Source organism: Streptomyces griseocarneus (assembly GCF_014655595.1).
Taxonomy (GTDB): Bacteria; Actinomycetota; Actinomycetes; order Streptomycetales; family Streptomycetaceae; genus Streptomyces; species Streptomyces griseocarneus.
Map to the genome: position 1 here is coordinate 36,136 of NZ_BNBL01000002.1, position 21,524 is coordinate 57,659.

A 21,524-nucleotide genomic window follows, 5' to 3' on the forward strand; every position below is an offset into this window, starting at 1 on the left:
GCCGACGGGCTCTGGCGAGAAGTGAGTTGACGGTCCGTCCGCCGTGCTCGGTATCCTCGCGCAATGCGCCCGTTACCTGTCACGGATCCGGGAAAACCGGATATTCGGTCGGCCACGCGGTTTTTGCTGTGGCTCGCGGGCCGCATCGTCCGGCCACTGAGCGCCGCGGCGTTCTGCGGCCTTCTCTGGCTGGGCTCACAGGCGCTGATGCCGGTGGTCGTGCGCGAGGCCATCGACGACGGTCTCGTCCCCGGCGACATGCACGCGGTGCTCCTCTGGTCGGCCGTCCTGCTCGGGCTCGGCGTGGTGCAGGCGGTGTCCGGCACCGTCCGCAGGCGGCTCAACACGTACATCTCGCTGTCCGCCGGCTTCCGCACCGTCCAACTGGTCGTCGGACACGCCAACCGGCTCGGCTCGTCCCTGGAACGGCGCGTGGACGACGGCGAGCTGGTGAGCGTCGGCACCTCGGACATGGCCAGCATCGGCAACGCCTTCGACGTCGTCGGCCGGACCGTGGGAGCCGTGGTCTCCGTCATCCTGGTGGCGGTGGTGCTGCTCGAGCAGTCCGCCACGCTCGGCATGCTCCTGATCGTGGCGCTGCCCGCCATCATCCTCACCATGGGCTACACCCTGCGGCCGCTGCACCGCCGCCAGGAGGCCTACCGTGATCTCCAGGGCGAGCTGACCTCCCGGCTCACCGACGTGGTCGCCGGCCTGCGCGTGCTGCGCGGCGTCGGAGGGGAGACCTCCTTCGCCCGCTCCTACCGCGAGCGCTCCCAGCGCGTGCGGGCCGCGGGTGAGCGCGTCGCCGGAGCCGAGGCCCTGATCAGGGGCGCGCAGGTGCTGCTGCCCGGACTGCTGGTCGGCGCGGTCACCTGGATCGGCGCGCGGGCCGCGCTCTCGGGCTCGGTGACCGCCGGCGAGCTGGTGGCCTTCTACGCCTACGCAGCCTTCCTCGTCGAGCCGCTGGGCATCTTCACCGAGACCGCCGACCGGTTCGCCCGCGCCCACGTCGCCGCACGGCGCGCCATCGCCGTCCTCGCCCTGCCCGCCCTGCCCGCCCTGCCCGCCGGGTCCGCCGGGTCCGCCGGGTCCGCCGGGTCCGCACAGGATACGGACACCCAGCCGGTACCTGCCGGAGCGCGGGAGCTGAGCGACGAACACTCCGGACTCACCGTCGCCCCCGGCGCGTTCCTCGTCGTGGTCGCGCCGCCCGCCGACGGGGTGCGCCTCGCCGACCGCCTCGGCGGCTACGCCGACGCGCCCGTCACCTACGGCGGACTGCCCCTGGCCGGGCTGCCGGCCGAGGAGGTCCGTCGCCGCATCCTGGTGGTGGACAACCGCTCCCGGCTCTTCCGCGGACCCCTGCGCTCCGCCCTCGACCCGCACGGAACCGCGGACGACACCGCGATCGCCGCGGCCCTGCGGGCGGCCGTCGCCGAGGACGTCGTCGAGGCACTGCCCGAAGGCCTGGACACCCACATCACCGCCGACGGGCGCCGCTTCTCCGGCGGCCAGCGCCAACGCCTCGTCCTGGCCAGGGCCCTGCTGGCCGACCCGGACGTCCTCGTCGTGGTCGACCCCACCTCGGCGGTGGACGCGCACACCGAGGACGCGATCGCGCGGCGCCTGCGCGCCGCGCGCGCCGGACGCACCACCGTGCTCATCAGCTCCAGCCCATTGCTGCTCGACCGGGCCGACCAGGTCGCCTTCCTGCGCGACGGCCGCGTCGCGGCCACCGGCACCCACCGCGACCTGCTGGCCGCCGGCGCGGACTACCGCCTGGTCATCCAGCGCGAAACCGGCGAGGCCCCGGCCGGCAACGCCTCGTCCACCAGCCTCGCCTCCCGGGGGAGCACCGAATGACCAGGGCCACCCTGCCCGTAGCCGACGCCGCCGAGGTCCGCGAGCACGGCCGCGCACTGGCCCGTCGCCACGCCGGCGACCTCGGCCGGCTGCTCCTGCTGCACGGACTGGCGGCGATCTGCGGCCTGCTCGGGCCATGGCTGATCGGCCGCCTCATCGACGAGGTCGCCCACGGCACCACCGCCGGCACGGTCAACGGGCTCGGCCTCGGCCTGCTGCTGTCACTGGTGTCGCAGTCGGCGCTCACCTACTGGGCGGTGCAGCGTTCCTGCCGGTTCGGGGAGAAGGTCACCGCCGAGGTCCGCGAGGACTTCGTCGACCGCGTCGTCGGCCTGCCGCTGTCCACCGTGGAGGACGCCGAGCCCGGCGACCTGATCACCCGGGCCTCGCGCGACACCGACGCCCTGACCAACACCGTCCGCTACGCCGCGCCCGAGACGCTGATCGCGGTGATGACGTGCCTGTTCACCTTCGCCGCGCTCATGCTGACCGGCCCGCTCACCGCACTGCCCAGCCTGGTGGTCATCCCGCTGCTGTGGGCCGGCACCCGCTGGTACCTGCGCCGCTCCGGCGCGAGCTACCGGCGGCGCGCCGCCGGTTACGTGGCGCTGGGCGACACCCTCGCCGAGACGGTGCCGGGCGCCCGCACGGTCGAGGCGCTGCGCCTCGAGTCCTCGCGGCGCCGGGTGCTGGAGCGCGACCTCGGCGAGGCCTACGAGGCCGAGCGGTACACCATGTGGCTGCGCAGCTCGTGGTACCTGCTGGTCGAGTTCAGCTACGTCGTCCCCGTGGTGGCGACCCTGGCCGTCGGCGGGCTGCTGCACGCCCACGACCTGGCCACGCTGGGACAGGTCGTCGCGGCCACCCTCTACGTCCGGCAGCTGATCTTCCCGCTGGACGACGTGCTGAGCTGGATGGACGAGCTCCAGATCGGCTTCGCCTCGCTGGCCCGGGTCCTGGGCGTCAGCAAGCTGCCCGCCGACCGGCAGCCCACCGGCGCCCGGCCGAACGGCCAGGAGCTCGCCGCCCGCGAGGTCACCTACTCCTACCTGCCCGGGCGCGACATCCTGCACGGCGTCGACCTGGAGCTCGCCCCGGGCGAGCGGCTGGCCGTCGTGGGCCCGTCCGGCTCCGGGAAGTCCACGCTCGGCAAGCTGCTCGCCGGCATCTACGCGCCGGGCTCCGGCACGGTCGAACTCGGCGGCGTGCGACTGGTCGACCTGGGCACCGAGGAGCTGCGGAGCCGCATCGCGCTGGTCACCCAGGAACACCACATCTTCCGGGGCACCCTGCGGGAGAACGTCACCCTCGCCAGACCCGCCGCCGAGGACCGGGTCCGGCACGCGCTGACCGTCGTCGGAGCGGCCGACTGGGCGACGGCGCTGCCGGACGGGCTGGACACCGTCGTCGGCTCCGCCGGGCACCCGCTCACCGCCGCACAGGCCCAACAGGTCGCCCTGGCCCGGCTGGTGATGGCCGACCCGCACACCGTGGTGCTCGACGAGGCGACCGCCCTGCTGGACCCGGCGACCGCCCGGCACACCGAACGCGCGCTGGCCGCGGTGCTCAGCGACCGCACCGTCATCGCCATCGCGCACCGCCTGCACACCGCGCGGGACGCCGACCGCATCGCGGTGGTCGAGAACGGCCGCGTCAGCGAACTCGGCAGCCACCACGAGCTGCTGGCCGCGAACGGCGCCTACGCCGCGTTGTGGCGCGCCTGGCACGGCGACTGAACGCATTGCGGATCTGACTGCCGGTCTGATCGCCGAACTGGTTGCGGCACTTATTGCAGACAAAGACGTTCCGGTCCTAGCCTGGCGATATGAATTCCAGGCAACCGCATGTGGATTGGGACAGTCTTTTCGGGGACGACTACGATTACTTCGACCTTCCGGACCTCACTCCCGAACTGAGTGCCAAGGAAGCGTCGAGCATGATCGAACTCGGCGGATTCGATCGTGGAATGACCCTCCTCGACGCGCCCTGCGGGCACGGCCGGCACGCCAACGTGCTGGCCTCCCAGGGCTATTCCGTGGTCGGCGTCGACCGGGACGAACGCTTTCTGGCCATGGCGGCCGACGAGGCAAAACGTATGGGCGTACAGGTCGACTACCGCCACGTCGACCTGAGGGAGATGTCCTTCGACGCCGAATTCGACGCGGCCGTCTCCTGGTACAGTTCCTTCGGCTATTTCGACGACGAGACCGACCGGGACATTCTGCGCCGCTATCGTCGCGCGCTCCGCCCGGGCGGCCGTTTCCTGCTCGACATGCATTCCCCGTACCGGCACATTCCCAGCGTCCTGGCCAACCACGACATGCACGTCGACGTGCTGCGCCGCGGCGAGGACATGGCCATCGACATCCAGGAGCTGGACGCGGAGGCCGGCCGCTACTACGCGGAGAAGATCACCATACGGAACGGCACGGTGGAACGGGCCCGGTACAGCGTCCGCATGTTCACCGCGCCGGAGATCCTGGAATGGTTCCGCACCGCCGGATTCTCCGAGGCGCGCGTCATGAACGAGCACGGCGGCACGTTCACCGTCAGCAGCCGCCGCCTGGTCGTGCTCGGCATCGCCTGAAGCCGGCCTTCCGCCGCCCACCGCCCCCGTCCGTCCGTATCACTGTGAAGGAGGAGCCCCGTGGCCGCCGACTCCGCCCGGCTCGTGGCATCGACCGACCGGCACCGCATCGCGGAAGCCGACGTCGAAGGCCTGCGGGCGCACTACGCCGCTCACCGGTGCGCACAGATCCCGCGGATCGCCGACGTCGGCGCACTGCGCACGGCAGCGCGCTCGGCCTACGAGCAGCTGCACGACGAGCCCGTGCTGGACGCACAGGAGCACACGGCCGACAACGACACGCTCGGCTACGGCTTCCGGCTGCTGCGCATCGACGCCAAGTCCGACTCCCCGGCGCACGCCGAACGGGTCACCGCCGTCTTCCGCGAACACGGGCTGCTCGACTGGGCGGAACACGCGGCCACCGATCTGATCCCGCTGGTGAACGAGATCACCGGCCGCGAACTGCGGTACGAGCGGGTGTTCCTGCTGGCCTACCGCGAGGGCGACTACATCGGCCCCCACGGCGCCGAGCACGACACCGACCTCGACAGGTTCAACCTCCAGTTCCCGCTCTGCTACGACACGGTCGGTGCGATGCGCATCCTGCGCCGGGGCTACCTGGAGCCGATGTACGACCGCGACGGTGACGCCCGGCTGCTCGGCCCGCGCATGTGGCACGAGGTGCCGCCGCTGCTCCGGCTGCCCGGCGGCCCCGACCCCCTGCGCCTGGTCGTCTCGCTGCGGCTGATGGCCAAGCCGTGACTGCACAGGACGCACAGGACACGCAGGACGCACAGGACAACGCCTCGGTGGCAGCCGAGGTCTTCCACCGGTACGGGGTGGACTTCGCGGACGCCCGCCGCGCGAGCGGCTGGACGAACGCCACCTGGCTGGGCGGCGGAATCGCGGTGCGCGTCGCCGGCGCATCGGGCTCCGAGGACCTGCGCCGCGAAGCCCGCCTGGCGGCGGTGCTCCCCCCGGAGACCGGCTACCCCCGGGTGCTGGACACCGGAACGACCCGCGGATTCCAGTGGATGGCGACGGCCGAGATCGCCGCGGCGAGCCTCGACGACGCCTGGCCGGACCTGACCTGGGACCAGCGCATCGAGGCCACCCGCCGGCTCTGGGCCAGGGCCCGGGCGGTGCACCGGGTCGACCCGGCCGTCGCCGCGCCCTTGGCCCGCCCCCGCAACCCCTTCTACGCGCAGACCCCCCGGGAGGCCGAGGCCGGTCTGCTGCGCCTGCACGCGGCGGGAGTGCTCACCGACGCCGAGCTGAACCGCCTGCTCCCGGCGCTCGACCGGCACTGGGCCGCGCTGCCGCACGCCGCGCCCGTCCTCAACCACGGTGACTTCTCCCCGGTCAACGCGCTGTGGGACGGAAAGGACGTCGTGTCGCTGCTGGACTTCGAGTTCGCCGTCGTGGCCCCCGTGCAGCTGGACCTCAACGAGCTGGTCAAGCTCGCCTACGCGCCACCGGCGCCCGGCGCGTCACCCACCGGGGCGGACGCGGCGGGCCGCCGCCGGCTGCAGGAGGCGGTGACCGCCCTCGCCCGGCCCCTGCTGCGCACGGCGGCCGAGGTGGACCTCCTGCTGGGCCATGCGATCCAGTTGGAGACCTGGGGCCTGGAGAGGGAGCTGGCCAAGCCCGGCCGGGAGGCGTTCCGGGAATGGGAGCCGTACCGGATGCTCGCGGAATGGGCCCGCACCGACGGCGGCCACTACGCGCCACTGCTGAACGCCCTGGGCCACCTCTGAGGCGCCCGGCCGTTGGTGGGGCTGGCCCCATCGAGGCTGGGGGGACAGCCGCAGTGAATGGGGCAGCTGGTCAGCCTAATGTCTGACGGTATGAGACATTTACGGAACAGGGCCAAGAGATCCCCCTTCGTGCAAACCCCCGGCGCCGCCGTGCGCCGCACCGCGGCCGTGGGCCTCGCCCTCGCCGCCTGCCTGGGCGCGGCCCCCACCACCACGACCACAGCGGCCCCCGCCGCGTCGAAATCCGGTGCCGGGCTGGACCGTTACTACGACCAGCGCCCGGTCTGGGGCGGCTGCGCCACGGGCCCGGACGACACCATGGGACGTGACCTGGACAAGGCCGGCGCGCAGTGCGCGGACGTCACCGTGCCGCTCGACTACGCCGACCCCCGGGGCCGTACGATCACCGTCGCGATATCCCGGCTCAAGGCCACCGACACCCGCCACCGCGTCGGCTCGCTCCTGCTCAACAACGGCGGTCCCGGCGGCACCGCCCTCGAGTCCCCGCCGGAATTCCGCACATGGATGAAGAAGGCCGGCCCGCGGTACGACATCGTCGGCTTCGACCCGCGCTTCGTCGGCCGCAGCACCCCACTGGACTGCGGATGGCCCGTCGGCACCAACCTCTTCTCGGCCGGTCTCAGCCGGGCGAGCTTCGAGCGCCAGGTCGCCCTCCAGAAGGGTCTGGCAGACAAGTGCCGCGCCACCAACGCCTCCGTGCTGCCGCACGTCACCACCCGCAACACGGCCCGCGACATGGACGTCATCCGCGGCGCGCTCGGCGAGAAGAAGATCTCCTACTTCGGCTACTCGTACGGCACCTACCTGGGCACCGTCTACACCCAGATGTTCCCCGGCCGCACCGACCGCATGGTCCTGGACGGCGCCATCGACCCACGCACGTTCAACCCCCGACTGCTCCAGCAGGCTGTCGGCGAGAACGAGCGCGCGCTCGCCGACTGGGCCACGTGGGCCGCCGCCCGCAACGACACCTACGGCCTCGGCCGCACCCGCGCCCAGGTCCTCGCCACCATCGACCGCGTCATCAAGGCCTCCTCGCGCAGCCCGCTGACCGTCGGCACCGCCCCGGAGACCTTCCGTCTCGACGACACCCATATCCCGTTCATCCTGCTCGCCGGCGTCGACAGCGACACCGACGCGTCCCGGGCATCCCTCGCCGAGCAGGTGTCCGTGCTGGACAAGGCGGCGGCCGGGCAGCCGACCCGGCTGTCACCGCACTTCGCCGCGACCCTGCGGACCGCGATGACCGGCGAACAGTCGCACCACGGCAGCGTGCAGTCCGCGATCATCTGCGGGGACAGGGCGGCCCCGCGCGACCCCGAGGTCTACTGGCGGGACATCGAGCGCGGCCGTGCCGCGTACCCGCGCTTCGGCGCGCTGACCGACAACATCGGCCCGTGCGCCTTCTGGGACCGGCCCCGCGAGGAACCCACCCGGGTGAAGCACGACGCCGAAGTGCTGATCGTCTCCGCCACCGGCGACCCGCGCACCGCGCACAAGGGTGCCGTTGCCCTGCACGGCCTGCTGCAGAGCTCCAGGCTGATCACCCTCGAGGGTGCCAACCGGCACGCGATCTACGGCCTCTACGGGAACACGTGCGTCGACGACAAGGTCAACCAGTACCTGGCCACCGGCAAGCTGCCCGCCGATGACCAGATCTGCTCCAAGCGGGCCGGCTAGGGCCGCAGCGCGAGGACACCCCCGGGTCACGGCGCCAGGTAGGAGTGGAAGACGTTCTCCGGGTCCCACGCGGCCTTGAGCTCCTGCAGGCGTTCCCAGTCGGCGGGCGCGTACGAGCGCCGGGCCCGGGAGGCGTCGGCTTCCAGGTCCGTCTCGGCGATGTAGCGTCCGCCGCGTCCCGAAGGATCGGCCGACGCCATGGCATCCCGCAGCCACCGCGCGTTGGTCCCGTCCGCGGCGGGGTCGGTCCACACCGCGTAGCACACGAGGTAGGACTCGCCGAGCGGGGAGAAGGCCATGTTCCGTAGCAGGGCCGGGTCTTCGGAGACGGGCTGCACCGGCGCGAGGACGAGGGACTTGCCGGAGGGGGCGTGGGCCACCGCGGCGGCCATGCGGGTCAGTTGTGTCTCGTACGTCTCCGCCGACCACAGCGTGTCCGCCGCGTACCGGTGCGCCGAGGGCCATGCCGCGTCGGCGCCCTGGTGCAGGCGGGCGAACGACGTCGGTTCGGGCGCTCGCACGAGGACGGCGCTGTCGGCGAAGGGACAGGACGCCGCCGGCGAGAGAGCGGCGAGTGCTTCGTCGTGCGTCGTGGCGAACGCGGTCATGGCGAGGAGGATCCGCGGACCGGGCGGGGCCGTGGCGGTCGGTTCACCGGAAGCCGTGAGAACGAAGGCCGTCTCGACGTTCACCGGGAGTTCGCGTGCCACGCCTTCCGCCCAGGCCGCCACGGGGCCGGCCGCGGAGAGCGGGAAGGTGAGGCCGGTGGTCACGATGGCCCCCGGGTGGGGGTGCAGGCCGAGCCGGAAGCGGGTGACGACGGCGAAGAAGCCGGGCCCCGCGCCGCGGGCGGCCCAGAAGAGGTCGGCGTTCTCGGCCTCGCTGCACGTGAGGGTCCGGCCGTCGGCGGTGACGACCCGGATCTCCAGGACGTCGGCGCATGACGGCCCCCACGCGCGGGAGTTCCACCCGAGCCCGCCGCTGAGCAGGAACCCGCCCAGCGCCACGGAGGGGCAGTGGCCCACGGGAAAGGCGAGATCGTACGGGGCCAGCGCCCTGACCAGGTCCTGTCCGGTGGCGGCGGGCCCCGCGGTGGCCGTCATCGTCCCCGGGGCGATGCTGCACTGCCGGAGCCCGGAGAGGTCGATCAGCAGGCTCCCGTCGCGGAGCTGGGAGCCGGACCAGTTGTGTCCACCGGAACGCGTCGAGACGCGCATCCCCTCGGAGCGCGCGTAGGAAAGGGCCTCGGCGACGTCCCGCTCGGAGGCTGCCCGCACGATGACCTCGGGGAAGCGCTCCGGCTTGAGACCGTTCCACACCGCGGCGGCCCTGGCGCTGTCGTACGCGCGGTCGCCCCGCCGGATCAGGGTCCCTTCGAAGCGTGCTGCGGGAGAACGCCCGGGCATCATGACCTCCTCGAGGGGAGCCGGTCAGTGGACGATCAGGCCGAAGATCACGATGAACAGCAGATAACAGAGCACCACTGCCGCCGCACCCGCCACATGGACGCGGAATCCCCGCGCGCGGCTGGGCGCGAGCCAGAACGCGAGACACTTGTTCACCAGAGGCATCAGCAGCCAGGTCAGTGCGCTGACGCTCAGCACGTTGCCGATGAACAGGGCCACGTACCCCGGGACGTTGAGATCGTCCAGCTCGGCGCCCACGGTCAGGTTCAGCACCATGACGGTGGGATAGAGCGCCAGAATCACGGACATGGCCTGTTTCCAGTTGGGCGGCGCAGTGTCCTGCGCACCCTCGCCGAAGCGGAACCAGCCGCTGAACGCGGAGCCGACTTTGCGTACGTCGTAGGAGGCGAAGTAGCTGTGCCCTTCCTCGAGCAGCCTGCTGCGGACGTCGGACTCGAGCCAGTCCTCGAGGTGCTCGCGGGAGTCGAACCGGAAGACGACGACCCAGCGTTCCTGGACCCCCTCGACCGGTTTGAACAACTCGGACCCCATGAATCCGGGTGACTTCTCCTGTGCTTTGAGGATCTTCTCCTGCCAGCGCAGAAAGCCCTCTTCGCGTCCGGGCTTCACCTCGTGGGAGACGACGGCGGTGACGGTCTCGGGGGCCTGTTCGGCCGGGGCGCCGCCATGGAGCACCTCCTGCGTCGGAGGCCCGTCGAAGAATTGCCGGCCCTCCGCGAGAAGGTCCCGCCGGCGGTCCGATTCCAGCCAGGCGGTCAGGCAGTCGATCCCGGAGAACCGGAAGACCGCCACCCATTCGTTCTCGGAACCGGCGCCGGGCGGGTACACCTCGGAGCCCTCGAACCCGTCGAATTCGCGTGCTGCCTCGTTCGTCCGGTTCTGCCAGCGCTGGTACTCGTCGACGTGGCCCGGTCGCACTTTCTGCGAGGTCACGACGGTGGCGTGGTCGGCCGCGGAGTCACGGCTTGCGCGTGGGCTCACGTAGAGTAGCCTAGTTCATATAGCACTTATGCGGCAAACCGGTCATTTGGCTACCTGTTCCGCGCCCCTCCCCGGCGGGGACCGGCGTCGATGGGAGACTCCGTGATGGAACACAAAGAACTCATCACCGAGGCGGTGCGCCTTGCCACCGAGTCCGTGGAGAAGGGCTGGGGCGGCCCCTTCGGCGCGGTGATCACCCGTGACGGGGAGATCATCGCGCGTGGGCAGAACCGGGTCCTCCTGACCGGCGACCCCACGGCCCACGCCGAGGTCGAGACCATCCGCAAGGCCGTGCAGTACCTCAACCCCGAGGCGCCGTCGATCGCCGAAGAGCACCAGAACGAGAGCACCCTGGCCTACGTGCCCCGTCCCGAGGGCTCACCGGACCCCGTTCCCGAGCGGGCCCGCATGCTCCAGGGCTGCTCCATCTACATCAGCGGCGCCCCGTGCCCGATGTGCATGAGCGCCATCTACTGGTCCCGGATCGACGCCGTGTACTTCAGCCGCAGCCTGGAGGACACCCGGAACATCGGCTTCGACGACTCCTTCCAGTACGAGGACTTCACGAAGCCGCTCGACCAGCGGAGGATCAGGATCGAGCAGATCCATCCCGAAATCGGCGCCCACGCCTACGACGCGTGGACGAGCAAGCCGGACCGGCACCCGTACTGAGCGGACGGGTGCCTTCCAGGGCTCGCCGGTGTCAGTCCCGGGTGACGACCAGGCTGACGTTGTGCCCGCCGAACCCGAAGGAGTTGACCAGTCCCGCGGACCAGTCCCCGGTGCGGCTCGCGCCGTGGACCACGTCCAGGTCGATCCTCGGGTCGAGTGTTTCGAGGTTGCGGGTGGCGGGCAGCGTCCCGTCCCGCAGGGTGAGCAGCGCCGCGATGGCGGCCACCGCGCCGGACGCGCCCAGCATGTGACCGGTCATCGACTTCGTGGCCGTGACCGCCGCGTGCCCGCCGATCGCCTGCGCGACAGCCTCCGCCTCGGCCAGGTCCCCGGACTCGGTGGACGTGGCGTGGGCGTGGACGTTGTCGATGTCCCGCGGCCCGAGGCCCGCGTCGCGCAGGGCCGTCCTGATGGCGTGCACCTGGCCTTCCGCGTCCGACGCGGTGATGTGGTGCGCACTGGAGGAGACGGCACCCCCGGCCAGCACCCCGTACGTACGGGCCGAGCGGGCGCGCGCGAAGGCGGCGCGCTCCAGGACCACCACTCCGGCGCCCTCGGCCATGACGAAGCCGCTGCGGCCGGCGTCGAAGGGGCGGGAGACCGCGCCCGGGTCCCCCTCGTCGGTGGAGAGGGCCTTCATCTGCGCGAAGGCGGCGATGCAGAACGGGTGCAGGGAGGCCTCGACGCCGCCCGCGACCACGACGTCGGCCCGCCCGGCCCGGATGAGGTCGAGGCCCATCGCGATGGCTTCCGCGCCGGAGGCGCAGGCGCTGACCGGCGTCCGCGCGCCGCCCCGCGCGCCCAGGTCCATGCTGACCCACGCGGCCGGGCCGTTGGGCATCAGCATGGGCACGGTGAACGGTGAGAGCCTGCGGGCCCCCGACCGTTCGTAGACGTCGTCCTGAGCGAGCGTGGTGAGGATGCCGCCGGTGCCCGTACCGATGACGACGGCGAACCGCTCGGGCTCCACCGCCGGCCGGCCGGCGTCCTCCCACGCCTCACGCGCACTGATCACCGCCAGCTGCTCGCAGCGGTCCCACTTGCGGGCCTCCACGCGCTCGAGCAGCGACACCGGATCCACGGGAAGCCGCCCCGCCACACGCACCGGCAGGTCCGCCGCCTGCTCGTCCTCCAGCCGGGTCACACCCGACTCCCCGGCCACCAGCCCCCTCCACGACTGCGCGGCGCCGGCGCCGAGCGGGGTCATCGCCCCTATGCCCGTGACGAGCACCTCTTCGTTGCTGCTCACAGCCACCCCTCCCTGCGTAGGTAGGAAATCAACAAAGGCGCGAGGATGATCCGCGCGCCTCCTCCTTGCGTCACGAAGAAGACACTGCCAGCTCGCGGCAGGGGCTCCCGCTCGGCCCAGTCCACCGAATCGGCAGCGGGAATCTATGGGGGTGCTACAAAACGGCCGCTTGCCGGAAGCCGATGGGCATCATCTGCCGGTCAGCTGCTGGACGGCCTTGAGGACCTGGCCTGCTCCGTGCTCGCACACCCGGTACGTCCCCGATGGTGAGGACGTCGTCGCCCTCGGCGGCGAGCCCGGCGCTGCCGCCTTGGAGGATGCCGCGCAGCCCGGCGCGGCGCAGGGCTCGCACGGCGATCTCGCTCAGCCGTTCCGCGTCGCCGGATCCGGAAGCCGGCGGCAACCGCCCGGCCGCTTGCGGGCGGATGCGGAGGGGGTCATCTGCACGCGGCGAGGAGCACCAAGGTCCCGCAAGTGAGGGCGTAGGTGGCGAGTCCGGCCCAGGCGGCGCGGTGACTGACCCGCTCCGCCCGGGCGACGCTGCCTCCCCGGCTGGTCCGGCGCCAGGCGAGGACGGTGCCGGCCACGGCGAGGAGCAGGTAGGCGAGGGTGATGAGGTGGAGCCAGTCGATGAGGGTCAGCCCGATGGTGCTCGTGATCTCGTTCTCGGCCTGCTGCATGTTGAGGACCACGACGAACAGTCCGCCGCCCAGGACGCCGAGCCGGCTGTGAATGCCCTCCAGCCGTTCGGCGGTCGCCAGTTCTTCGTGGCGTGAGGAGACGAGGAAGGTGGAGGCGGCGATGAGGAGGGCGAGGTAGAGGGGAGTGGTGAGCTTCCAGAAGGCGGTGGGGTGGGAACGCTCGAGGTCGATCTGGATGCGTACCCGGTGGTAGGTGCTGCCGTGCTCGAGGCTGCGGTCGCCGTAGGTGGTGGTGTAGTGCTTGTCGGCGGTGACCAGCCGGAACCCGGTCACCCGCCAGCCACGCGGGCGGATCTCCGGGTTGAGCTGGGAGTCGGCTTCGTTCGCGGTGAAGCGGAAGTGGCCGGTGTCCTGGGGCGCGGTCATCAGCACCTCGATGCGGTGGCGGTCGAAGGGGAAGTCGCGGACGTCCCATTCCTGCCGGAAACTGGACTGCACCCGCACCTGGTCCAGCACCTGCCCGCCCTGGTTGATCAGGTTGGGTTCGGAGGTGTCGGGGTCGTCGGCGTTGGAGAAGGACATCTGCGGCAGGGGATCGGTGCGCCGGTCGGGGCAGATGGTCCACAGCCACAACCGTGCGGAGAACCTGCCCTTGGCGGGGTCGATGTCGTACAGGTCGCTGACGTAGGCGCCCAGCTCACACCGGGGAACGCCTGCCCGGCCGGGCGAAGTCCTGGCCGCTGCCGGGGCCGTGGACAGCCAGAGCGCGAACAGGGTGAGGACGGCGAGCGACACGGCCGGTACGGCGGCGGGCCGGAAGAGGTGCTGTCGTGCGAACGTCATCGCAGCCATATGGCCCTATTGTCGCCGGGCCCGGGCTGACCGAGGCGGGCCCAGTGGGCGAATGCGCCGGTGTGGGGGACCTGCTCCCCGAACCGTTCGATGAACCAGGAGGTCCGGCCCGTTGCCGGCTACGGCAGTACGCGGCGAAGTGGCCGACGGTCGGAGCCGGTTGTCGTCTCGAGGTTGTGGGTCATGCGTTCCAGGACGAGAACCGCTGTCCGGTACTCGTCGGGGGAGATGCCGGCTGTGGACAGGTCGCGGAACGCGTCGACGTGCTCGGCGACATCGCCCAGGCGCCGGCGGCCACCGGAGGTGAGGGTGAGCCGGTCCGGTGCGGGGCGGGTCGCCCAGCCGTCGGCGAGCGCGGTGTCGATGGCGGCGTTCAGCGTGGGGACGTCGGCGTTGGCGGAAAGAACCGACAGGATCTCGGCGTCGGCGGCCTCGCCGGCGGCGTGGAGGACGTTGAGGACCTGCCATGCGATCCGGGTGAGGCCGAACTCCTCCAGCATGTCGTTCATGTGGCGGGTGAGGGCTTGGTCGGTGCGGTTGAGCCAATAGCCGATGGGCTTCACGAGGGTGCTCCTCCCATGAGGGGGGACGTTACGGATGTGCCGGCACGGACGACAGGTGTGACGACAGGTGTGCGGCCCAGTCCTGGCCGGCGGCCCAGTCGGTGAAGCTGTGCCAGCCGACTTCGGGGAAGTCACGGCGCAGTCCGGCGACGTCGACGTCGAGGCCGTGCGTGGTGAAGTACTCGAACATGGCCGCCAGGTCGGCGGACCGGGTCCGGACGTAGGCCAAGGGCACCTCGTGGTGGGTGACCGGACGGCCGATGGCGGCCGTGAGGGCCTCCGCGATCCGGCCGGGGGTGAGTTCGTCGGAGGCGATGTCGATGCGTCGCCCGGCGAACTCGTCGCGGCGCTGGAGGACCAGCGCGGCGAACGCGCCGATGTCGGCGGCGGGGATGAGGGTGAGCGGCAGGTCGGCGGGCATGGGCCAGGCGAAGGTGCCGTCGCGCAGTCCGTCGAGGGTCCAGCCACTGGCGTAGTTGTCCATGAACGCCGCCGGAGCGATCACGGTCCAGGGCATGCCGGCCGCGCGCAGGTGCTGCTCGACCCGGTGCTTGCTCTCGTAGTGCGGGACGCCGGTGCCGCGGTCGGCGTGGGCGGCGGAGGTGAGCACGACGTGCCCGAGGCGGGCGGCCGCCGCGGCGTCGACGAGGGCGTTGCCCTGCCGGGTTTCGGTGTCGGTGTCGGCGCCGAACGGGGTGGTGACCGCGAAGAGGGAGTCGGCGCCGGCGAGGGCGGCGTCGAGCGAGGCGCGGTCGTCGAAGTCGGCGTGGTGCACGTCGGCGCCGAGGCGGCGCAGGGCGTCGGCGGCGGGCGAGCCGGGGTTGCGGGTGAGGGCGCGGACCCGGTGGCCGGCGGTCAGCAGGGCGCGGGCGGTGGCCCCGCCCTGAGCTCCGGTGGCTCCGGTGACGGCGACGGTGAGCATGGTTCTCCCAGAGGTTTACAATGGCTGCGTGGCGCAGTTAATGCGTCACGCAGAAGAGTACGAGATATTGCTGCGCCGCGCAGCGATTAAGGGGTGTGATCCACGTGACAGACGCGCGCCGGAGCCGGCTCTACGAGGAGTTGTCGACGGAATCCCGCCGCTACCTGGCGGCGTACGTGCTGTTCAACCAGGCACTCGCCGACCACCTCGGGCTCCACCCGACGGACGTGCAGTGCCTGAGCCTGCTGACGGCCGAGCCCGAGCCGCTCACCGTCAAGCAGATCGCCGACATGACGGGGCTGACCACGGGCTCGGCCACACGGCTGGTGGACCGGCTCGAGCGAGGGGGCTACGTGGTCCGCGCCCCCGACCAGCAGGACCGCCGACGGGTGCTGGTCACCCCGGTGCCGGACCGTCTCGCCCGCGTCACCGCGGTGTGGGACGACCTCGGCCCGGCCTGGCAGGCGCTTCTCGACGGGAACACCGAGGACGAACTCGAGGTGATCATTCGTCACATGCGCGAGGCGTACGACCTCAGCCACGCCCAGATGCAACACCTGCGCTCCCGGCCGAAGCCGGACTGAGCACGGGCCCACGTACGGGGGGATGGGCGGGTGTTCCGCGGCGCCGCAGCGCGGCGGCGGCAGAGCTTGACCTGGAGCACGCTCCAAGTCCTACGGTGGTCACATGACCAGCGGAAACGCCCTTCCGCACGGCCAGGCTCTCCAGCGGGACGCGCTCGCGCCGGCCGCGAGGACCGACCACGACGAACGGCTGCCGTCCGGGCAGCGGGGAACGGATCAGAGATGACCGCGAACGCAACCACCGCCGAGATCCGCCAGGCGCGCTTCGACCATGGCATGGAGGTCCTGACCCGCATCGACGGGGAGAGCGGGCAGAAGGTCATCGACTCCCTGGCCGACATCTCCCCGGAGCTCGGACATCAAGTCGTCGCCTGGGCCTTCGGCGACATCTACGACCGTCCCGGCCTGGCCCCGCGCGACCGGCAGCTCGTCACCCTCGGCATGCTCACCGCCCTGGGCGGCTGCGAACCGCAGCTGGACGTGCACATCAACGCCGCCCTCAACGTCGGCCTCACCCCGGAGGAGATCACCGAGGCGCTCCTGCACTCCGCCGTCTACTGCGGCATGCCCCGCGCCCTCAACGCGACCTTCGTCGCCAAGAAGGTCTTCGGCGAACGCGGCCTCCTCCCCGTCGCGTCGCGGTAACGACGACCGCCGCCCCCGCAAAAGAGACCAGTCAGCGGCTCACGACGCCTGCTTGGCCGCCCGCCAGTCCGGCGCGAGCACCGACCAGATCTCCTCGTCGTGCCGCGTGCCCCGGTAGAGGTAGCTCTCGCGCAGCACGCCGTCCTTCGTCATCCCGAGCCGCCGCGCCACGGCGATGCTGGGCGCGTTGCCCGACACGACCCACCACTCCACGCGGTGGATGCCGCGCTCCTCGACGGCCCAGTCGATGATCAGGCGTACGGCCCGGGTCACCAGCCCCTTGCCCGCCGCCGCCGGCTCCAGCCAGCAGCCCGCCTCGGCAACACCCTGTGCGACGTCCATCCTCCGGAAGAGGACCGCCCCGACCAGCTTGCCGTCCACCCGGATGCCGTAGAGCCGCCCGGCGTCGGCCGCGGTCTTCTCCGCGTAGGCCTGGAGGAACGCCCGGCTCGACTCCAGGTCCGTGACGATGTCGGGCAGGGCGTTGAACTGCCCGATGAACTCCCGTCCCCGGTCCACGTGGGCCAGGAACTCCTCGGCCTGCCACGGCTCGAGCGGGCGCAGCTCGGCACCGTCGTCGCCCAGCGGTATCGCGTACATCGTCACCCTCCAATGGTTCGGACCAGCACACACGCGCGAAATGATCTTCTCACGGAGGCGTCGAGCGCCGAGGGGTTGGAGCGAACGGGGGGTATACGGTCCTCCGTGCAGGTGACGGGGGTCCCGGAGGTTTGCTCCAAGTGCGTGTATATGCGAAAGCGATTTGCTATTTTTTGCATCTTCCCGTGCGCGCGCAAGTGGAACTGATATTTCGCCGCAGGGGATCCTTCACTCACACGAGCGTATTTCTGCAGGACTTCCGGGCTGTAGTTGATGGTTGATGCAGTCGAGGTCTACTCGGCGGGTTGCGCGACTGATCGAATCTGACAGAAGTAAAGCAATTTCGTTTCGACTATGGGGTGTTGGCGGTGACCTCTCAGGCGTGATGTCGGAAATTTTATGCGCGATGAGGTCGATTCCCTTGACGTGCGCCCTTGTTCGTGCCCTCCGGGTTGCATCGGCGTCGCCGTTTGCATGGTGAGAACGATCTTCTTGTCCTTCCATGAAGGTCGTAAATGTGCGGGCACAAGTTGTATCGTCGGGATAACGGGCGTCACTTACCCGTCGCTCATATGAAGCGACCCTGGGCTGCCACCCAGGGTCGTTTCTCGATGGCCCGATCCTCGGAAGGGAAACCCATGGCCATGCGAAATGACCGCGGACGTCTTGCCACGTCCTCGGTCCTACATCAGTCAAGCATGCCTCGCCCCGGCAGCGTGAAAACATCCTCGTGGGCATACGAGATCAATCTGTACCCGGACGTTGCCGTGATGCTGCTGGTCCTCGCCGTCTGGACGGTCGTCGGCGGCCCCGTGCCGGAATGGTTACCCCAGATCCCGGTCGGATCTCCCACGGGGGCGTCCGGTTCCCCCGTACCGCTGTTGAGCATCCGCCGCGGCTGACACGACGCGGGTGGGCGGCCAGCCGTCGGGCGCCCGCCCACCCGCCATGGGCGGCCGGTGCCCGCCGGTCGCCGACCGTGGCAGGCCGGCAGGGGAGGTGCGGATGGGGGCGTCGCAGGAGCGGCGGACGTGCGCGGCGTGCGGCGAGGAGGTCGTCCGCCGGGCCGGGGCCGGCAGGCCGAGGGACTACTGCGACGTGACGTGCCGTCGACGTGCCGAGCGCGACCGCGCGCGCAGCCGGCACCGGCCTCCGTCGGTGGACGTGCTGCCCACCGGGGCGTCAGCGGCGCGCGGCCTGCGCGTCCTCGCGCGGCGGCTGGAGGCGGCGGAGGACTCCCGCGCGCCTCTGGGCACTCGCCTGGCCATGGCGGAACAGATGGTGGAGCTCGCACGCTCCTACGCGGGTGCCGCGGTGCACGAAGCACGGCGCGAGGGCATGTCGTGGCGGGACGTCGGCTCGGCCGGCGGCGTCAGCGAGGCGTCCGCGCGGGCCCGTTGGAGCGAAGTCCAGCTCGTCCCCCTCGCGGCCAAGGCAGCGGCGATGCCGGCCGACGTCCTCACCGTGGACGAAGCGCGGGCCGTCCGTGAGCCGGTCCTCCAGGAGCAGGAAGAGGACAAGGACGAGCATTCGCTGCGATCGCACGCTCTCGGGCAGGCGCTGTCGGTCCTGCGGGAGCGCTCGGGACTCGGCGTGCGGGAGGCCGCACGGCAGGCCGACCTCGCCCCGGCCGAACTGCGCCGGATCCTCAGCGGCGACCACGTGCCCGTATGGCCGGTCGCGCACATGCTCACCACCATCTTCGGGGGCCGGCCCCAGGAAGCGCGCATCCTCTGGGAAGCGGCACAGGGCATGCGACGGCCCTCGAGGCTGACTCCCGCGGAAGCCGCCACGAATCTCCGCCACGCGCTGCGCGGTCTGCACCTGGCGGCGGGGTGCCCCTCCTTCCAGGAGGTCGGTCGCGCGTCGGGGCTGTCCGCCGCGGCCGCCGCCGGAGTCCTCAGCGGCCGGGACCTGCCCGACTGGCCCACGACGGCCGCCCTGACGGTGGGGCTGGGCGCCGGCCCGGAGCTCGTCCGGGGCCTGTGGGAGGAATGGGATTACGCCCGCATCGCCGACCGGTCCTCCGGCGCGGCGCTTCGCTGACCTGCGGTTCCATGCCGGGCCCCGCCGGCCGTCGTCCCCGTCCGGAATTTCTCCGCGCGTGGCCCGAAATCCACCCCGGAGGGCCGTGAAGCCCTCTAACGGGGGACTACCCCCGACTGTGGGCCCTCTCTAGCATGAGCACTTCGATCGAAGCGGGACCGATCACGGTCGAAGGGGGACGGGGATGGTCCGCAGAGAGAAATACGAAACTCCCGTTGTCGACGTGCATACGCCGAGCGTTGCACGGATGTACGACTGGTTATTGGGGGGAGTCGACAACTACCTTTCGGACAGGGAGGCCTGTGCTCAGCTCCTGGAGTACGCGCCCAGCTCACAATCACTGGCCCGGCACAACCGGGCCTTTTTGCGCCGCATCGTCAGAGTGCTGGTCGAGCAATACGGCGTCGAGCAGTTCATCGATCACGGATCGGGCCTGCCGACGCAGGACAATGTGCACCAAGTCGCCCAGCGCATCGACGAGAACTGCCGCGTGGTGTACATCGACAACGACCCGATGGTCCTCGCGCACGGCCGCACGGCGCTGGAGGAGAATTCCCGCACCGCCGTGATCCAGGCCGACATGCGGGACACCGAGGCCATCTTCGGTCATGAAGAGACGCGACGTCTCATCCGGCCCGGTCGTCGCACCGCGGCCCTGTTCGTCTCGGTCCTGCACTGCATCCCGGACACCGGCGACGACCGCGATCCCGCGGCCCTCGTCCGCCGGGTGGCCGGGGAACTCAGGGCTCTGGGGCCGGGAAACCTCATGGTGATCTGTCAGCTCGTCAGCGACGACCCGGCGGTGCGCGAGAACGTGACGCGGCTGATGGCGGAGAAGACCGGGGACCGGTGGGGGCGCGTACGCGAGCGCGGTGAGGTCGAGACGTTCTTCCAGGGGCTCCAGGTCCTCGATCCGGGGCTCGTCGACGTCATCGACTGGCGCCCGGACTCGTCTCCTCCACCGGCTGAACTGCGCCCCCCGGACTGGGTGGAGTGGGGCGGCCTCGCCCGGGTGTGAACCGCGCGGGCGTCAGGGCCTACGGGCCCGGCAGCGCTCGATCGCCGCGGAGAGGAGCTCGTTGCTCGCGTCCCAGCGGGCGGCGGCTCCCCTCAGCCCGTCGAGCACGCTGCGGTACTGGTCGATCTCCTTGGGCCGCGTCAGGTACTGGGCGCTGTCGATGTGCTCCACGTACACCAGCTCCGCCGGGCCGCCGTCGTCGAAGTGCAGATGCGTGATGGGGTACGCCGGGGTCACGTCGACGCCGCTGTCGAAGGGCACGACCCGGATGTTGACGCGGTCGCGCGTGGCGAGCTCCTGAAGGTGCTCGAGCTGTCGCTCCATCACTTCGGGGCCGCCCACGCGGCGATGGAGGACCCCCTCGTCGAGCAGGGCGACGATGGAGGGGCGGGATTCGTCGAGGATGCGCTGCCGGCCCACCCGCAGCTTGACCCGCTTCGTGACCTCTTCCTCCGTGGCCCCCGGCATGGCGGCGGCGACCAGGACGCGGGCGTAGTCCGGCGTCTGCAGCAGGCCCGGCACCACGTGCGTCTCGTAGGTGCAGATCTTGGCCGCCGAGCCCTCGAGGCTGATGAGCCGCTTCAGGAAGCCCGGGGTGACGTCGAGGTACTGCTGCCACCACTCCTCGTTGCGCGTCTGCTGCACCAGGCCTTCGATCTCCCGCGCCAGGTCGGGCGATACGCCGTAGTACTGCAGGAGGTCGCGGATGTCGCGGTCCTTCGGCGGGCTCTCTCCCCGCTCCAGCCGGCTCACCTTGGACACCGAGCCCCGGATGACGGGAGCCACGTCCTTCAGGCCCAGGCCGCGTTCCTGCCGCAGCCGCCGGAGCTGGTCCCCCAGCAGGCGTGCCGCACCTGCCTGTTTCGGGTCGCGCTTCAAGGCGATCACCGAACCGGCGGCGCTTTCCCCGGACTTGGGAACGGCGGACATCCAGACTCCCGCTGAGAGACTGACACGGACGACAGTCCCAGTCTGGAGGCTGGATGCCCGCCCCACCAACCTTTGGCCTAAGCCTCAGGGCATCACACCGTCAAGTGGTCGAACTCCGACCCCTTGGCTCCCTTGAGGAAGGCCACGATCTCCTCGCGGGTGTAGACCAGGGCCACGCCGTCGGGGTAGCGCGAGTTACGCATCGCCACCTCGCCGCTGGGCAGCTTCGCCAGCTCCACGCAGTTGCCCTGCCCCACGCTCGCGCTGCTCTTGACCCACTGCACACCCTCGATGCTTCCGGCGGGGACGCTGTTGTCGAACACCATGAAGTGACCTCGTTCCTTCACTCTCGGGCCGCACGTCGGGCGACGTGATCCACTGAAGGGTGGTCGCCACGCAAGATCGCCGATTCTCATATGCGATCGCATGGCCGGCGATTGGTGAGAATGCTAGGGCAGGCGTCGCCGGCGGTGCTGTCCCCCAAAAGTGTGTGATTAAAAG

21 protein-coding genes and 1 pseudogene are annotated in these 21,524 nt (G+C 71.0%); 12 read left to right on the top strand and 10 right to left on the bottom strand.

The features are described 5' to 3' along the window. Positions 1–123 precede the first annotated feature (123 nt). The 6 genes from IE295_RS06125 to IE295_RS06150 all read left to right on the top strand — a co-directional run bounded on the left by IE295_RS06125 (position 124) and on the right by IE295_RS06150 (position 7,893). Positions 124–1,866 carry an ABC transporter transmembrane domain-containing protein gene (locus tag IE295_RS06125; protein WP_224323128.1) on the top strand — a complete coding sequence of 581 codons (1,743 nt, stop codon included), beginning with the start codon at positions 124–126 and terminating at the stop codon, positions 1,864–1,866. Continuing rightward, on the top strand, positions 1,863–3,602 hold the full coding sequence (locus IE295_RS06130) for an ABC transporter ATP-binding protein (RefSeq protein WP_190062474.1): 1,740 nt from the start codon (positions 1,863–1,865) through the stop codon (positions 3,600–3,602). Before IE295_RS06125 ends, IE295_RS06130 begins: the two co-directional genes overlap by 4 nt. A 200-nt stretch (positions 3,603–3,802) precedes the next feature. After that, complete coding sequence (locus IE295_RS06135) at positions 3,803–4,453, top strand: class I SAM-dependent methyltransferase (RefSeq protein ID WP_224323129.1); 651 nt, start codon at positions 3,803–3,805, stop codon at positions 4,451–4,453. Between the two features lie 60 nt (positions 4,454–4,513). Continuing rightward, positions 4,514–5,197, top strand: a complete 684-nt coding sequence (locus IE295_RS06140) for a StsF protein (protein ID WP_190062476.1) — start codon at positions 4,514–4,516, stop codon at positions 5,195–5,197. Next, positions 5,194–6,192, top strand: coding sequence for a phosphotransferase family protein (locus tag IE295_RS06145; protein WP_190062477.1), 999 nt, complete (start codon positions 5,194–5,196; stop codon positions 6,190–6,192). Before IE295_RS06140 ends, IE295_RS06145 begins: the two co-directional genes overlap by 4 nt. Before the next feature lie 90 nt (positions 6,193–6,282). Further along, the gene (locus IE295_RS06150; RefSeq protein ID WP_190062478.1) at positions 6,283–7,893 is read left to right on the top strand and encodes an alpha/beta hydrolase; all 1,611 of its coding nucleotides are present in this window, start codon (positions 6,283–6,285) and stop codon (positions 7,891–7,893) included. A 26-nt stretch (positions 7,894–7,919) separates the two neighbouring features. On the opposite strand, the gene IE295_RS06155 is transcribed toward IE295_RS06150, so the two are convergent. Both IE295_RS06155 and IE295_RS06160 read right to left on the bottom strand, forming a co-directional pair. Next, on the bottom strand, positions 7,920–9,299 hold the full coding sequence (locus IE295_RS06155) for an FAD-binding oxidoreductase (RefSeq protein ID WP_224323130.1): 1,380 nt from the start codon (positions 9,297–9,299) through the stop codon (positions 7,920–7,922). Positions 9,300–9,323: 24 nt separating this feature from the next. After that, on the bottom strand, positions 9,324–10,301 hold the full coding sequence (locus IE295_RS06160; RefSeq protein ID WP_224323131.1) for an antibiotic biosynthesis monooxygenase: 978 nt from the start codon (positions 10,299–10,301) through the stop codon (positions 9,324–9,326). Positions 10,302–10,406: 105 nt separating this feature from the next. Between IE295_RS06160 and IE295_RS06165 the strand changes: the two genes are divergently transcribed. Beyond that, complete coding sequence (locus tag IE295_RS06165; protein ID WP_190062480.1) at positions 10,407–10,973, top strand: nucleoside deaminase; 567 nt, start codon at positions 10,407–10,409, stop codon at positions 10,971–10,973. Positions 10,974–11,004: 31 nt separating this feature from the next. On the opposite strand, the gene IE295_RS06170 is transcribed toward IE295_RS06165, so the two are convergent. From IE295_RS06170 to IE295_RS06185, 5 genes and pseudogenes are all read right to left on the bottom strand, one after another. After that, a complete protein-coding gene (locus IE295_RS06170; protein ID WP_190062481.1) occupies positions 11,005–12,222 on the bottom strand; it encodes a beta-ketoacyl-[acyl-carrier-protein] synthase family protein in 1,218 nt (405 codons plus the stop codon). Between the two features lie 250 nt (positions 12,223–12,472). Further along, a pseudogene (locus IE295_RS33310) lies at positions 12,473–12,604 on the bottom strand (glycosyltransferase); the annotation flags it as partial. A 55-nt stretch (positions 12,605–12,659) separates the two neighbouring features. After that, positions 12,660–13,715 carry a ligand-gated ion channel gene (locus tag IE295_RS06175; protein WP_224323132.1) on the bottom strand — a complete coding sequence of 352 codons (1,056 nt, stop codon included), beginning with the start codon at positions 13,713–13,715 and terminating at the stop codon, positions 12,660–12,662. A gap of 119 nt (positions 13,716–13,834) precedes the next feature. Next, the gene (locus IE295_RS06180; protein ID WP_190062483.1) at positions 13,835–14,278 is read right to left on the bottom strand and encodes a MarR family winged helix-turn-helix transcriptional regulator; all 444 of its coding nucleotides are present in this window, start codon (positions 14,276–14,278) and stop codon (positions 13,835–13,837) included. 28 nt (positions 14,279–14,306) lie between these two features. Continuing rightward, the gene (locus tag IE295_RS06185; protein WP_190062484.1) at positions 14,307–15,200 is read right to left on the bottom strand and encodes an NmrA/HSCARG family protein; all 894 of its coding nucleotides are present in this window, start codon (positions 15,198–15,200) and stop codon (positions 14,307–14,309) included. Between the two features lie 95 nt (positions 15,201–15,295). Here IE295_RS06185 and IE295_RS06190 point away from each other — a divergent pair, with 95 nt between their 5' ends. From IE295_RS06190 to IE295_RS06195, 3 genes are all read left to right on the top strand, one after another. Then, a complete protein-coding gene (locus IE295_RS06190; RefSeq protein WP_190062485.1) occupies positions 15,296–15,784 on the top strand; it encodes a MarR family winged helix-turn-helix transcriptional regulator in 489 nt (162 codons plus the stop codon). Positions 15,785–15,887: 103 nt separating this feature from the next. Further along, on the top strand, positions 15,888–16,010 hold the full coding sequence (locus tag IE295_RS34085; protein ID WP_263453525.1) for a hypothetical protein: 123 nt from the start codon (positions 15,888–15,890) through the stop codon (positions 16,008–16,010). Beyond that, positions 16,007–16,429, top strand: a complete 423-nt coding sequence (locus IE295_RS06195; RefSeq protein WP_190062486.1) for a carboxymuconolactone decarboxylase family protein — start codon at positions 16,007–16,009, stop codon at positions 16,427–16,429. The genes IE295_RS34085 and IE295_RS06195 overlap by 4 nt, the downstream gene beginning before the upstream one ends. A gap of 39 nt (positions 16,430–16,468) precedes the next feature. On the opposite strand, the gene IE295_RS06200 is transcribed toward IE295_RS06195, so the two are convergent. Beyond that, positions 16,469–17,029 carry a GNAT family N-acetyltransferase gene (locus tag IE295_RS06200; protein WP_190062937.1) on the bottom strand — a complete coding sequence of 187 codons (561 nt, stop codon included), beginning with the start codon at positions 17,027–17,029 and terminating at the stop codon, positions 16,469–16,471. Between the two features lie 1,005 nt (positions 17,030–18,034). On the opposite strand from IE295_RS06200, the gene IE295_RS06205 reads away from it, so the two are divergent. Together IE295_RS06205 and IE295_RS06210 are read left to right on the top strand one after the other, a co-directional pair. Next, positions 18,035–19,075, top strand: coding sequence for a helix-turn-helix domain-containing protein (locus IE295_RS06205; RefSeq protein ID WP_190062487.1), 1,041 nt, complete (start codon positions 18,035–18,037; stop codon positions 19,073–19,075). Between the two features lie 184 nt (positions 19,076–19,259). After that, positions 19,260–20,093 carry an SAM-dependent methyltransferase gene (locus IE295_RS06210; RefSeq protein WP_190062488.1) on the top strand — a complete coding sequence of 278 codons (834 nt, stop codon included), beginning with the start codon at positions 19,260–19,262 and terminating at the stop codon, positions 20,091–20,093. Positions 20,094–20,105: 12 nt separating this feature from the next. Here IE295_RS06210 and IE295_RS06215 read toward each other — a convergent pair whose 3' ends face one another. Then, the gene (locus IE295_RS06215) at positions 20,106–21,023 is read right to left on the bottom strand and encodes a helix-turn-helix domain-containing protein (RefSeq protein WP_190062489.1); all 918 of its coding nucleotides are present in this window, start codon (positions 21,021–21,023) and stop codon (positions 20,106–20,108) included. Positions 21,024–21,115: 92 nt separating this feature from the next. Next, positions 21,116–21,349: a DUF397 domain-containing protein gene (locus IE295_RS06220; RefSeq protein ID WP_190062490.1), complete on the bottom strand. Its 234-nt coding sequence runs from the start codon at positions 21,347–21,349 to the stop codon at positions 21,116–21,118. Between the last annotated feature and the right edge of the window lie 175 nt (positions 21,350–21,524).